Source organism: Roseovarius sp. AK1035, from assembly GCF_003288315.1.
GTDB classification, from domain to species: Bacteria; Pseudomonadota; Alphaproteobacteria; order Rhodobacterales; family Rhodobacteraceae; genus Roseovarius; species Roseovarius mucosus_A.
Genome location: NZ_CP030099.1, coordinates 1860691 through 1875569, shown reverse-complemented (window position 1 = coordinate 1875569; position 14879 = coordinate 1860691). Strand labels below are relative to the sequence as shown.

The window sequence follows — 14879 nt, the reverse complement described above, 5'->3', positions numbered from 1 at the left end:
ACTCAGAGCTGAAAATCGTCCTGAGTCAGATCGTGGCGTCCCCGTATCGAAATGCTGAAATCAGGCCCGTTATCTCCTTCGATGTTGCCCTGAATTACGGTCACATCACCATTCGCACCGGTCTCGTGGGTCACGAGAATCTGACCGCCGCCCGAAAAGGCCTCAGAGACGAGTGTGAAGGTGCCCTTGCCAGGCCCAGAACCGTTCGCGTCGATCTGAGAAAGGTCGATCTTGTCGCCGGGTTCAAAGGAGCTGATCGTATCACCATCGGCATCCGAGGCTGACAGAAAGCGATAGACATCATTGCCCACGCCGCCGTCCATCTCGTTTTGCGCACTGCCTGCGGTGATGGTATCGTTCCCTGCCCCCCCGATGAAGCTCTCGATACTCCACAACACGTCGTTCCCAGATTGGGCACTTGACGCATATCCTCTTCCACCGGAGGCGCTTCCAAGATCGACACTGGTATCTGCTGTGATCTGCGACATGTCGAGCGTATCGGAACCTGATCCGCCCGTTACGTCATCGCCGTAATAAACGTCGTCACCGTCATTCATTGTCGCCACGAACAGATCAGCACCGGCACCCCCTACGACGAAGTCATTGCCAGCCCCGCCCTCGATGAAATCGTCACCGCCTTCACCGAAGAGCCTGTCATTGCCGCCATCGCCAAAGATCATGTCCCGTCCGCTGCCCGCCAGAACATTGTCGTCACCGTCGCCAGCAAAGATCATGTCACGTCCAGCCAAGGCCAGGATATTGTCCCCTTCGGCACCGCCAAAGAGCGCGTCGGCAGCCGCCGTTCCAATCACATTGCCTGACGCTGCAAGCGGCGGGGTGACGTTGCTGTCATTGTCTTCAGGCTCGTCGTCGTCCTCGTCGCCTTCGGTGTCGTTGTCACCGGCAGTATCGTCTTGGTCGTCACTGGCGGTATCCTCATCGCCATCGGCAGTGTCGTCGTCACCGTCTGTGGCGTTGTCCTCATCGCCACCGGCAGTGTCATCGTCACCGTCTGTGGCGTTGTCATCATCGCCACCGGCAGTGTCGTCGTCATCCTCTGTGGCGTTGTCATCCTCTGTGGCGTTGTCATCCTCTGTGGCGTTGTCATCATCGTCGTCGATACCGTTGGCATCGAAGAGGTTGTTGTCGATATCCGTAAGGCTGGTGTTTCGAGCGACAATGCTGGCAAAGGTCGTGTCCTCTCCGAACTCCTGATAGAAGTCGAAGTTGTCAAACCGGTCGATGTAGTAGAACCGGTCGCCCTCTTGCAGGCGGTCGAGCTGTTCGTGGAGCACGACCCAGAAAGTCTGACCAACCATACCTCCATTGACGTGCTTTTCAGCAAGTCCGCCGGTCCAAAGATCGACCCGGTCGATACCCTTGACGATCTTGGCGCCGTTCGCACCGTCTTCGAGCACGACGTCCGGGTTCACCGCGACAAAAGCAGCAATCTGAGCCGGCGTTTCCAGAACCAGATCTGGATAGGCTTCCATCAGCCGCGCCATATCTTCGTCACTCACATCATTGCGCGCCTGGAAATCCGCCCAGCTGCTGTAAGGTGACAGATCGCCCGCCATGTCCACAGCTTGGGAAACATAGGGGTCAGTCGAAGCCGCAAGCTGAGTGCGAACTTGGTTCATCGTCCCAAGTCCAACATCCCAGCCACGGGCGACGTTGAAAGAGAAGAGATCGGCATTGATCCGAACAAGATCGGATCGGATCGCCTCAACGATCTTTAGATCGACTTCTTCCGCCGCTTGCACCGCCGTGCCGCCGATAATGGCTGCAACGCCGTATTGTGCATAGCCAGGAGCGGGAACGTAACCTTGTGGTAGTGGGCCATTGAAAACTGACGGATCATTGCTCGGGTTGAGGAAGGCGTCGTACAGGGGCACCTGAATAAGTTCTCCATTTGGCCCCTGAACCTGTAGGTTCTCTCCAACCAGCGAGTGACCAAAGCGATAGGCTGCGGCCGCGAACTCGTGACTGATCCGAGCGTCCACATCGGGATTGTAGCCATCCCAGCCGTGATCTTCTCTGTCGCCGTCTGCATTGCGCAAACCGCCAAGAAGCTTGTCCGCGAACTCTTGGAACACAACGCGCTGATAATCGCTCTCGTTGAGCATCTTGGCAGCCTGGAAAATCTCCTCGTCGCTTCCCTCAAATCCCTGCGCGAGCATATTCTCGACGTGGAAGTTATGATTCCGCGCCCAGACTGTGTGCACCGATGTCAGCGCGAAATTCTCGTTCGCGCGGCCATCGCCCGCCATCCGGTGGTCAAGCAGGTCGATGAACGGATTGGCGTCGAGCAGTAGAGGTTGCCCGGAGCCAAGGAAATCCGAAGCGAGCGCCTGCACCATGTCCGGGTCAATCTCCCCGGTGATCTCATCGACCAGATCCGGGAAAACGTCCTGAAGCCTTGCCGCGCCACCCGGCAACCCTGGATCCTCAAAGTATGTTTCCGCCTCCCAATGGTGCAGGATCAGATCGCGCAACGTTGGCAAGAGCGTGAATGCCGGATCCGAAGGATCGGCCTCGCCCCCCAAAAGCCGCATGCCAAACCCATGTGCCCCATCACTTTCGCGCAAGAACTGGCCAACAAGCTCATGGCTGCCATAGGCTTGGTTTTGGTCGACGAAGGGCGACGTCATGTTGGTGTGTTGCGGCACGCCGTCTTCGTCATAACCCGCGACTTCTGCGCGCGTCAGGTCAGCCGGATTGTCAGATGTCGGGCTGCGTTCCGCACCTGGCCCCCCGATTTCAATCGTACCGAAGGCGGGGTTCTTGGCGATGAAGTCGAGCCCGTGGTCGAAGTACTGACCGAAGGCCATGAAAAGCGCACTCGCATTCATTGCATTTGGGGCCGTCGTATCATCATGCGGGCCGAGAATGTTAGAGATTGCACGCGGATCGAGACCATCAAAGATTGGGTTGATCTGCCGGTTCCCATTTTCATCCGGATCACCGTAACGTGCCTCGGTCAACCGGATGAAAGGTTCACCCGCCGCCCCATACGCTGGATTGGCCTCATTGTTGCCCTCACCACTCAGCGTTCTGACGCCGGTGGCTTCTTCGGTGTCATCGTCGCCGTCAAAGGCCAACTCGCCGTTGACGAGGTTCTTCAAACCTTCCAGATCGCGGGCGCTCAGCGAGAATGACCCATCGGCGACGTCATCGTCTGACGTTGTACCACCCCCAATACCGGGCAATCCGCTCGATCCGTCAAAGGTGACACTCGATCCACCCCGGCTTACCGTGACCATGCCGTCTTCGTTGACAGTCACGACCGGATCGCCGATCCCGGGCAGTTCGATCACGTCTTGTGGACGCAGCGTGCCAATGATCGTGTCGTTGCCACCCTCGCCTCGGAACACGATCCGGTGTGCCGATGTCAGAGCAGATATATCGATAGTGTCGTCGGCGGCCGTGCCATTGACGGTGATTGTGCTGAAGTTAAGGCTCGTTGGAACAAAGTTTCCAACAATCGCGACCGTGTCTCCGCCGACAACGCCGCCGTTTGGTACGCCGTTGCCGTCATTTGCAGACACGGCGAGTGTGTCGACAGCGATCTCTTCAATGTTGTCCAACTCGGCGACCACCGTGGTCGTCGTGCCGACAGTGCGCGTGATCACGATCTCGGTCGATGCGAGGAAAGACGTCCCGAGGCTGGCAGCAAGGCCAGCGTTCTGGCCACCTGACATGGCGTAGACAGTGAAGGTTTCAGCCTCGGCGTTGCCTTGAACGCGGAAGGTGTCGTTGCCAGTTCCGCCATCCACCACATCGCGCCCATCGGTCGATGCCTGAATGATGGTGTCAGTGCCACCGCCAGCAATGATGATGTCGTCATCCGCGCCGCCGTTGAGAACATCAGCGCCGCCGCCGCCGTCCAACTGGTCAAAGCCTGCTCCACCGTTCAAGACGTCATTACCAGCCTGTCCGTTCAGGATATCGTCGCCACCGTTGCCGTTGAGTGTGTCGTTTCCGCCGACTCCGAAGAACGGGCTGACACCGGTCAGCAAATCATTGCCAGCGCTACCGTTGAGGGAGTTGTTTGAAAATGTTGTTCCATTCAGCGTCACACCAGTATTCTCGGCCACCGCAAGGGTCGGCTCGGAATACACGGTCTCGAGCGTGCCGACTCCGTCAGTAAAGCTTACCTCGACTCGAAGTTGACGACCGATCTCGCTGATGTCGCCCAAAAGCTGCTGAATGAAGTTTGGGTCATTCGGCGTGAACGTCGCATCAGTCGCACCGGGAATGTCGGTCCAGACCGCACCATCAAGAAACTGCCACTGAAAGCTGAAGGCCCCAAGACCATTCACGTCGGCGATGCCGCTCGTATCCACCGTCAGAAGTTGGCCCTCGACTGGCGAGACTTGGCCATTGGTCGGGGTCGGGTCATTGATGACAGGCATGCCTGTCGCCGGCCGGGGAAGCGCAAAGTCTCCATCCGCAAAGCGCAACAGCTCTATGTTGTGGAGCGTGTCGATTCCGTCGTCGATCAGGATGGCAGGATTGGTGCCAAACCCGGTATGTTCCACCTGAAAGACATCGTTGCCAAGGTTGGTGATCGTGTACTGGTCCCGGTTATCGCTGAACACGGCGATGTCGATGTCATCCTCTTGTCCACCGTCGAGAATTTCGCGCACGATGTTCATCTGGGCCGGCACGATGGTGCGCGAAACCAGCAGTTCGAACAGGCTTTGTCCCACCCAAGCGGGATCCACCCCATCCTCTTCGGTAAAGATATGCCGAAGCGTATCAACCGTCGCAATTTCGTTCGCTGCGGTATTCTCGTCGGTCGGATCGCCAGTGATACGAATGCGCACATTTAGCCAGCGGTCGCCGTCGATGATATCGTCGCCACCATTGCCGGTGATCAGGTCAGAGCCACCACCACCCATGATGATGTTACCATTTTCCCAGAACTCTTCGCCGTTCAAGAGCGTGACAAGATCTGAAAGGCCGTCAATCCGGTCAATGCCTGCCTGATCAAGCCCATCGTTAAAGAGTTCAGCTTCTGCGCCCTCTCCGGTTCCGGGCGCAACGCGGTCGTCACCGATCAGCGTGTCGTTCATCTGCCACCCTGACAACCCTTCGACCTTGTCAAAGCGATTGCGCAGGATGTCCTCCTCGTCGGTGGTGAAAATCTTGATACGCATATCGGCATATGCGTCGATTGCCACGCCCTTGTACGAGACCCAGTCAAACCCGAACATGCCCTCGTTGCGCATCACGCTCTCGCCTTGGACCATGATGTCGTCACCGGATTCGGCGTCGAAATCATGCTCGTCAGATCCCGCGAACATAACGTCATGGCCGATAATCTTACTATTGAAGAACAGTTCGGAGTTATCACCGGCTGTCGTGTCAAAGCCGCCATCGGCTTCCATCCAGTCGTCACCTTCGTTGCCCAACAGGAAGTCAGCGCCGGCTCCACCCATGATGAAATCGTCGCCTGATCCCCCGAACACCTCTGACGAGTCGACCCCGAGGAAGATGACATCCTTGCCTGTGCCGCCCATGAGAACGTCAAGCCCGTTCGCAGAGGCCATAACGTCGTCGCCACCTTCCCCCTTGAGGAAGTCGCCTTCATCCCCAGAGTCGAGGATGATGTCATTGCCCCCACCGCCGTTCACAAGGTCAACGCCAAACCCTGACTCGATGAAATCGTCGCCGTCATCCCCCCAGATGCCGTCGTCACCGTCAGAGGTGATGATCGTGTCATTCCCGTTGGTGCCGCCCACCGCGAGATGCTCTCCGCCGGTGACGCGAATGTAGTTGGTTTCGACTTCGCTCGTTGTGGGATCATCCCGCACGACCTTGCCCATGCCAAGGCCTTCGAGTACCGGATCGTTCCCTACGGGATCGTCAATCAACTGGTTGGCCTGATTGACTTCTAGAACAAAGTCATAGCGCGCAAAGGAATCCACACCAATATGGTGGCGCACAACGTCGTCTTCGGTTCCGCGGATACCGTCTGCGCCCGGATCAGCCAAGCTGGTGTTGGCCAGAAGCATCTTCGAGAACGAGTTCTCTTCGAGTTCGTTGAGGAAGTTCTGCCCTTGGGTCCGTGTGAGATAATAGAACCTGTCTCCGTCCTGAAGCGCCTCCATCTGCGCCTCGAAAATAGCGGTGAACGTCGATCCAAGCATGCCGCCGAACGGCATGATCCTTTCGGCCAGACCACCGACCCAGAGATCAATCGTATTCAGGCCATTGGTGTCAGACGTCCAACCGTTGCGCCCAAGCAGGAAGTCAAAGCGATCGGCATCTGACACGCCCCCCCCGCCAAACACGAGATCAAACGCGGCATCACGTTTCTCTTCAAGCGTGTTTGCCGCGAGGATTGTCGAATGGGTTCCATAGGCTGCCAGCAGGTTCACAATCGTCATTGGAGTCTTCAGGTTGGCCGCCAACTCGACCCAGTTTTCATAGGGTTTCAGCCAAACAGAATTGGTCTGCTGAAAAAGCTCTGCCCGCGCATCGTTGAATGAGGGAATACCGGTGTCGCGGCCTCGCGCGATGTTGATCGCGGCTAGGTCAAGCGGCAGACCGAGCAGATTGCTGCGCAGCGCGGGGACAATGAATTCGTCAATCTGACTGCCCTGTTCCGTCGTCATGCCAAGGATCACGGCGGCTGCCGCCGCATCCGCGCTCATCGCGCCATCGTTGTCATAGGCCACCGGATTGAGGAAGGCGGCGATCAGGCCCATGTTGTCAGTAGTGACCTCGCCGGTCAGCTCGTTCACCAAGACACGCGGCATGTTCTCGGTCAGCATTGAATGTCCGAACCGATACACAACGTTGGCAAATTCGGCAAAGATGGACGGATTGATGTCTGTGACCGCGTTGAAGACGAAGGGATCAATATTCGGGTGGATCTTGCGCCCGAACTCTTCGAAGACAAGGTGCTGATACTGCATTTCGGTCGCGAAGCGCCCTGCTTGGAACAGGCGTTCGCCATCCCAAGTCAACGCAGTGGGATCGGTTGGAATTGGGTCGCCTGCCGCGAGATCGACAAGAAGCCATTCGTTGATAAAATCAATATCGCCCGACTCCAGAATGGTTTTCTTTTGGGCCACAACCTGACGGTTGTGCTCGGAGTGGAAGACGTGGTGGACCGCGGTCAGGCCGATATTCTCGTTACCTCGGCCATCACCGGTGACGAAATGGCGGTCAAGCAGTTCATTGTCATAGGTTCCGGCTGTGCTGACACTATCGGAGAGACCTACCGCAGTGTCGTCGTCTGCAGTTTTGAGCATACCGCTTTGCGAGTCGAACGGATTTGCGGCATGTGCGATATCATCCAAGAACGCATGCCCGATGCGGATCGCGCCTGCCGTGAATGTGTTTACGGGGGCTGCCAAGTTGCCTTCGACCACATCATCGTCAGCAGTATTCGGAATGCCATCCGCGCCAATACCCACCACGATCTGAGGCAGGCCGTTGGGACCGCGAATGAATTCGCCATAGTCATCAGTCCGCAAAAGTGGGATGTTCAGGACATCGCCATCGGTCAGCTCAATCCCGAGAAGATCGCGCGCCTGCGCCTTCACTTCCGCCCAGGTTGGAATTCCGCCATTTGCGCCATCCAAAAGCTTGCCAGTTGAGACCGGGTTGCCATTGGTATCAAATGCATACTCGCGCAGGAATACCTGATGCGAGGCGTGCGACGTGTAGGTCTGGTTTTGATCAACAAAGGGCGTGGTGGTGTTCTGCCCCTCATGCTGCGTGTCATCTGCTGTACCCAGCACCCCATCCGCACCGGGCCCGTCAACGGGCGTCGACCGGGTGAGCGCCATAAAGCGCAGATGGTTCGGAAGATCGTCAGCAGTTCCAGCAATGCCGTCCGCCCCGAGAACGAGCGGATCGTCCGCTTGTAGCGGAATAAAGACCGTTCCATTGTCGCCCTTGGTGATAAGATCAAGGCCATGGTCGAAGAACTGGCCGAAGAAAGTCATCCAGGCATTGAACGGGGCCGAGATGCCGTCATCAGGCGCAATATTGGGAATCGTTGCAAGGTCGATGTTGTCGATCTCAATCTCGTTGCCGTTCGAGGTCGACAGCGCAACATTGTCCACGAGCACTTGCGAGCCGCCGGTTTGCTGAATCTCGACACGCAGCGTCTGGCCCGCAAGACCCGCAGAGATCGGACCTGAATTAAGCGTCAGATCGGCCCACTGCCCATCTGCGGGTTCTGGCAGGGTAACAGAGGAAATGACCGTGGTCACGCCGCCAGCGCCTACGGCAACAAGGCGGGCGGTGCCGCCGGACCAAACCTGATCGGTGCGATCTCCGACACTCAGGCTCAGTTGATAGCTCGCACCCTCGGTCAGAGTGCCGCTGTCCTGAGACAGTGTGGCACCACCGGTCAGCCACGCAACGTTTGGACCGGGATGACCAGCGGTTGAACTTACGCTGTCCACTGGTGCAAATAGACCGCCTGATCCTCCTGTAATCGTCCAATCACTGGGCGCAGTCGTGGTGAAATTGCCAAGCGGGTTCGACGTAACCCCGGGTGCGCCATCAAGGAGCGGTTGATCCTCGAAACTTGTGTTCAAGAGTTCCAAGGCCTCGGGGCCTTCGCCGGGACGAATTGGAATTGCATCTTCGCCATAGCGTTCGTGGAACGCCGCCAGTGCGGCGTCATTCGCAAACCATGCCTCGACCACGGCCGGGTTCGCCGTACTCTGATCTACAACGAGGTTAGAGATGATCCGCGGATCGGCATCGGCGACGTTGCCGGTATGTCCTCCATTGGTGCCCGACGGTGTGCCGATCACGCCATAGTCCGTGTTGGTGACAAGCGGCCCGCCAGGCGCACCAAGCGGCATCTCGTCGCCATCCTGATCGTTGAGGAAGGTTTGGCTGAGAAGCCGCGGCATAGGAGTATCCGCTGCGCCCCATGTTTCGCGTCCTTCAATCAGATTGTTGTATCTGCCGTCGACTGTGCGCAGACCGTTGGGCACAAGGGCCTCTGGAATAGCAAGAACAGCGCCCGGTGTCCCTTCTGGTACGACATTGCCGTCAGCGTCGACATAGATTTCGGTAAGCGGCGTTCCGCTCGCATGCGCTTCGCTGATCTTGACCTGCCGAAGAAAGAACTCGAGGTCCGCGATATTCAGTTTGACAGCCATGACACATCTCCCCATGTGGCCCGCCGCAGTGTTTGCGCGAGCAGATTTTGTTTTATCTCAATGCCTTGGAGCCAGGTTCTGAACCTGGAAAACAGAAATACGAAAATGACATAAATAGCCCCAAGTATCCTGATTAGGGTCTCATCGTTGTCGAATTATCACCACGGGCAGAGGTCTCTCGCTTCGCCAGCACGAAAGCCCGCAGGATGACTGGGACCAAGGCTCAAGAAATTTTCAGACCAAAGACCCTATTAAACTGGGCTCAAAGTCCATTGAATGGTCAGCGGCGTGTAGCGTAGGAATTGGTTAACTATAGATTAATCATTGGTAATCGCCTGAAGCGCGCATAGGCGTACTTGAATGAATTTTTTACTATTCGGCGCTGCGTGCAACCAAGTGGCCCCGAACATCCCCAGAAGTCATTATGCCCAAAAACAAGAATCAAACGCCGAATCATTCCAGAGAATCATCGAACGCCATCCTGGGCTGGTTCCATGTGGCACCCAGCCCTCTGGCAGCGATTTTCACCGTGATCGTTATCGGTGTCATGTGTGCGCTCGGGGCCTTCATCATATTCGAATACCGCTCGCTACAGGTTCAATCGCATGGTCGGGTTGGAAGCGCCTATATTGACAACTTGCTCGCGCCGCTGGCGTTGAGCCATTTTGAGAGCCTCGGCAATTCAGGCCGCGGTTCCGATCAGGCTTTCAGCTACGTTGCTGAGAAGAATCCAAATCTGGTAATGCGAGTCTGGGCACTTGACGGCGCACTTCTGTACTCGACACTTAACAGGCTGCTGAAGAAGTCAGCCTTGAAGGACGTTATTCTTCCCCCACGGTTTGAAGGTGGCTCTTTGCGACTGCGGACGCCGGGTCGGGTTTGACCCCTTCGTCAGGGGGCAAGGAGTTTCGGTAGTCTGGCCAGATTGCAGGCTGCCATGGTCATTGTGAATTGGGCGCGGACCCTGTCGAGGCCGCGATGAACAGTCTGGGCCATGCCGCCCACGGTCTTGGCCCAGCCGAAGGGTTCCTCGATCTTCTTCCGGCGCCGCTGTGACAAGGCATAACCGGGATGCTGGGTGGTTCGCCCGTCGATTGCGGAACTCCGGGCCTTCTGCGCGACATGTGGCGTCACAACCATGCGCCTGAGTGCGGCAACAAAGTTGGCGCTGTCATATCCCTTGTCTGCTCCAAGCGTCAGGCGCCGGGTCGAGCCAGGGGAGTGTCGGTTGATCATCTCGAGGGCCGCCTTGCGCTCGCCGTAACCATCGGCATGGGTCAAATCGGCCTGCACGATCAGCCCGTTGCGGTTCTCCATCAGCGTATGTCCCATGAAGCACAATGTCGCCGCGGCACCCGGTGCTTTCTTGTAGAGACGGGCATCGGGGTCCGTCACAGAGATGTGGGTTGCGTTCGAGCGCTTCTGGCCCCGGAAGTTCACTGCGGCGTTGCGGATATGGCGGGGCGTGTCGGGCATCGGCTGCGTTTCTGTCTGCTGGGGCTGCGGTTCGGTGTTTGCGAAGGTCGCGTCGGCCGGTGGTGGCGGTCCGCCAGGATCATCGTCATGCGGTGGCGGCGCGCTGTTCCTGGGCTGAAAGCTCTTCATGGACGCCCACGCCTTGACCAAAGTGCCGTCTACCGAGAAGTGTTCATCCGAGAGGAGCGGACGGACCTCCGGGTGCGCCAGGATCGCCGCCATCAGCTTGCGCGACATGTCGGTCGTCAGCAGCCGATCGCGGTTCTTGGTAAACACCGTAGGAACCCAGACCGGATCGTCGATGCCAAGGCCGACGAACCACCGAAACAGCAGGTTATAGTTCATCTGTTCCATCAGCTGCCGTTCCGAGCGGATCGAGAACAGGAGCTGAAGAAGGCTCGCACGGATCAGTCGCTCCGGCGCGATGGAGGGGCGGCCAAAATCGGTGTAGAGCGCGGCGAACTCGGCATCCAGGCTGGCCAGCGCGTCATTGACGACCCGACGGATCAACCGCAGCGGATGACGATCCGGAACCCGCTGCTCAAGATCAACATAGCTGAACAGCGACCCGCTTGCCTCGTCCGTCCCACGCATCGCCACCTCCTGCTGCCGCTGCCATGCCGGAAGTGAATCATGTTCTCATAACCGCGTCGAGGGCCGACTTTTTCAGCAGCCTGTTAACGGTGCCGGTTACGGAAGACCCCTCCATGTTGCAGGCGGTGCTGCCATCGACTCCGGCGGTCTGCGAACCGGAGTTATCTTGAGTGTTGTTCAATGCCTGATCCGTGACACCGTTCGCCACGTCTCCGAAACTGTTTTCAATGCTGCTGTTTCCGATCGTTGCGACAACTTCACCAGAGTTCGTCTGATCACTCGTCTGTGTTGTCGAACCGCTGCTAGACGGGTCATCTGCTGCAGTGCCTGAATCGGTATTGCCAATACCCTCAGCGGATATGGATGGGGTTCCATTCGACTCGGTGTTCGGTCCTGCCTGCCCGTTGTCGGCTATATTTCCGGTTGCATTGGCATTATTGTTGCAGTTTATCTGCGAGCCGATGTTGGTTTCATTGTGAATGTTCGTTGTGAACCCGTCGTAAAATCCGCCCTTTTTTCTTTCAATCAGATCGAGCACCACCGCTTTGTTCGCACGGTCCGTGGTCGTCTGAAATTGCCAAGGCCGATTTTCCAGATAGCCATTTGCGAGTGCTAGAATGGGCGCACATGCCGCCAACCCCGCGAGCGCCCCCGTTCTTAAAAGTTCCAACTTGATCATCGAGCCCTCGCACAAGTTTTATTTCTCCATACCCATGGAGAAATTTTGGCATCAGTGTTTTGCATCAGCGCCGGCCGCACCCCTTTCAGGATGCCGCAAAAAGAGAGCTAAAGCACTAATATAAAAGGATTTTTATTGAACTTTCGGAAAGGGCTAGCCGGATCTTATGCCGCTGTCCTTACCAATATGTCGGCCTTTGGTACCGCTATGGCATTCTTGACCCCTCGTGGGACCGTAGCTGGCATCAAAAGGTGGTACGCGCCCCGCCATTCAAGCGAAAAAGAACCTTACGATAGCCAATCGGCTTGCGCCAAGATGAGGGTACTTCTCAGTTTGGTCGACTGGGGGCCTTGGTGCTGAGGGCTATCAGTTCGTTAAAAGCACCAATTGATCACGGCATCCCACGCCATTGTTTATCTTAGAACGCTCGTCGGGGTGGTCCCCGGACCATTTGGAAGACAAATCAGTGAAACGGCTGTCACCGGGTTCAGATACTTCGCGATCCCAGAGGCTTGAGCCCCGAGGAGAATCTATGAAATGGATTGCGAGTTGCTGATGTGATCGGAAGGCTGGGGCGTGGCGCGCATTCCTGAACCGGGTGCACGCACAGGGCAGAGACACCACCAAGGCCCTGAGCACGCCGGTGGGGCTGGATCACATCGCGCGGGTGCAAGCCATGCCAAAGCAAGCAATCGCCCACAACCGGCGAAAGACCGTTAGACATCGAACTAACCGCAGGAAAACGCTGCCGTCAGTCAGCCAGGTTTTGCCAGTGGATCAACCCTAGCTTATCTGACATGCCGTTTTGCGTTAAAGTCCTGAAGGAGGGTCTTCGCCTCTTCTCTGAGGTGAATAACCAAGCCATCCATTTCGTTAAGAGCAGTTTCGTCTATCGAACGCGGAAGAACAATTTCGTCTATTTTTATAATGGTTTTTAACAGGTTTTCTAAGCCGAGAGAAAACTTCTGATACTCATCGTAGCTTAATTTAACGTGGTCACTCATTGATGTATCTCCGATCAAAACCGACCTCTACTATCGACGAGGGCAAACCAAACACATGCCCAAACGGTACAAAAGGTCGCAGTCTGGATTTTGAGTAGATCACATTGTAACACGATCTCGAATGCTCATTCGTATAGGTTTGGTGAAAATCCTTTAGGCTTTGAAAGGCTGATAGGCAGGCATTCTTGAGGCCCGAGTGCAAGCCTGCAGGGATGCCAAATTGCACACATTCGGCTTTCGAATAATTGCCTAAACTCTCGCACTTTCGGCAGTCGATAACAGTCTCCAAAAAGGAGCTATAAGTCGACCAACCCAACTCAGCTAAAGAGAAAGTTGCAGCGCCAGATTTGCGGCTTGGGGCAATTGTGCAATCTGACGCTGCAATAACGAGCATTGGCTACTGTAACCCCAACACCCGTGTCCACGTTTTGATGCCCCGTCCAAATCTCTAGGAAACAAGGATCAAAAGCAAAACGCTACCTACCATTGATGGCAATGTCAGATGCGACTTCGATCGCCAAGCCCAGCGTGTGCTGAGAGACCGGGCTCTGCAGGGAAACATCCCAGTTATCACTCCAAGACAAATCGAAATCGTTGACCCGAAAATCCCTAGACAGGACAATCATCGGCACCTCTTCACACATCTCGCGCGCAATTTTTGCGAAACGTTGGAAAGAAGACTGCTCACCCCCAAAACTGTCTTTATCGATGATAATCAGACCAGCCTCGGTCGCGTAACGAAACAGCCACTCATGATAGAATGTGGTGTTCCTTGGGACCATGACACGCAAATCAAACATGCCTTCTAACCAGCGTTCAACGTTTTGCGTGTTGAAACAGGGCTGTGCGAAAAACAGAACTTGGCGGGTAACAAAAGCGCCCTCAGGTGCCATTTCCTTTGCTCCCTTTGGTATTGTGCCGTGCTCTGCGTGACCTTCGCGAAGCTCGCATTCATGAAAGAGCCGCTGCTCAAGTTTCTGATCTAAAGCATCTCGGAAACTAAATATTTGCGCGCCGTCAGAGGCAGAGCCAACCTTGACCCGATGCCGGGCGCGCCCGAAATCACGAGAAAAAGGGGCAGCCGTTTGCTTATTCATCGCAATCATCCTCAAGCACGGAGTGGGTAACACCGACCCGGATGATGACGCAGGGCGCTGCCTTCAGGTAGATAACTTTGGGATCAAAAGACGTGCAATTCGGCACCATTGGCGCAAAAGCGCGGGGCATGACCATGCTTACGCGCCTTTTTCCGCAGCGATGCATCATGGCGCACCCAGAGAGCGAGGGCCCACCTTACCAGCCGAGCGGCAAAAACTGCGTGCTCATGGGTTAAGGTCATCTGAGAAAACACACCGCCTAGACAGACGCTCCCATTGCCCGATCCTATCCTTTGACACTTCAGGTTACATTCTGCGCTCCGAACCTCAGCGGTTTGATATCACGCTATACAAAAAGTCAGACCCGCGACCGGAGGATGATTTGCGGCGTGGCGCGACAGTCAGACATGCTGAAGTTGCGTGTGAGATGAATTGTCGTACCTGCAACAATTCAGGCAAGATTGCTCATGAGCCTCGCCACATGCAACTTGGCCACGCCGGAAACGGCGTGGTCTTTTTGTTGGGATGAGAAGGTAAGGCGGCGGCTCTAAAAGCGTCCCCGTGGTCGCCGTTAGCGACCTTAGGAGAGAGTTAAGTCGGGCCACAATCCAGACGGTGCGGCCCAAATGACGCAGAGGCAAGATCAAAGGCTACCCCACCCCAACTATGGCAACGGCAACTGGATATAGACGAGACGCACCCCAAACTCTCAATCTTTGGGGTATTTTTTCTTGTTCGGTGTCTGTTGCGGATTACAATGTATTGTATAATACGAGTTGTATTGTGACCGCAGAGCCCCCGCGCGCGAACTTTTGTGCTTTCGCTGTGCTGTTTCCGTATTTACCGTCCCCCGGAACCCGACGCCTTACCAAAAGATATTTGTCGAGGC

The 14879-nt window shown here is 56.2% G+C and carries 6 protein-coding genes; 1 reads left to right on the top strand and 5 read right to left on the bottom strand.

From position 1 onward, the window contains the following. Nucleotides 1-2 precede the first annotated feature (2 nt). Nucleotides 3-9140, bottom strand: a complete 9138-nt coding sequence (locus tag RAK1035_RS08870) for a peroxidase family protein (protein ID WP_008281743.1) — start codon at nucleotides 9138-9140, stop codon at nucleotides 3-5. A gap of 424 nt (nucleotides 9141-9564) precedes the next feature. Here RAK1035_RS08870 and RAK1035_RS08865 point away from each other — a divergent pair, with 424 nt between their 5' ends. Further along, entirely contained in the window at nucleotides 9565-10023 is a 459-nt protein-coding gene (locus tag RAK1035_RS08865; protein ID WP_008281742.1) for a hypothetical protein, read from the top strand. A gap of 8 nt (nucleotides 10024-10031) precedes the next feature. Here RAK1035_RS08865 and RAK1035_RS08860 read toward each other — a convergent pair whose 3' ends face one another. From RAK1035_RS08860 to RAK1035_RS08845, 4 genes are all read right to left on the bottom strand, one after another. Beyond that, nucleotides 10032-11210 carry an IS5-like element ISRssp10 family transposase gene (locus RAK1035_RS08860; RefSeq protein ID WP_008281741.1) on the bottom strand — a complete coding sequence of 393 codons (1179 nt, stop codon included), beginning with the start codon at nucleotides 11208-11210 and terminating at the stop codon, nucleotides 10032-10034. Between the two features lie 37 nt (nucleotides 11211-11247). Further along, nucleotides 11248-11889 (bottom strand): hypothetical protein, encoded by a 642-nt coding sequence (locus tag RAK1035_RS08855; RefSeq protein ID WP_008281740.1) that lies wholly within the window; start codon nucleotides 11887-11889, stop codon nucleotides 11248-11250. Between the two features lie 788 nt (nucleotides 11890-12677). Next, nucleotides 12678-12893, bottom strand: a complete 216-nt coding sequence (locus RAK1035_RS08850) for a hypothetical protein (protein ID WP_008281739.1) — start codon at nucleotides 12891-12893, stop codon at nucleotides 12678-12680. A 476-nt stretch (nucleotides 12894-13369) separates the two neighbouring features. Then, nucleotides 13370-13990: a hypothetical protein gene (locus RAK1035_RS08845; RefSeq protein WP_157132413.1), complete on the bottom strand. Its 621-nt coding sequence runs from the start codon at nucleotides 13988-13990 to the stop codon at nucleotides 13370-13372. Nucleotides 13991-14879: the final 889 nt, after the last annotated feature.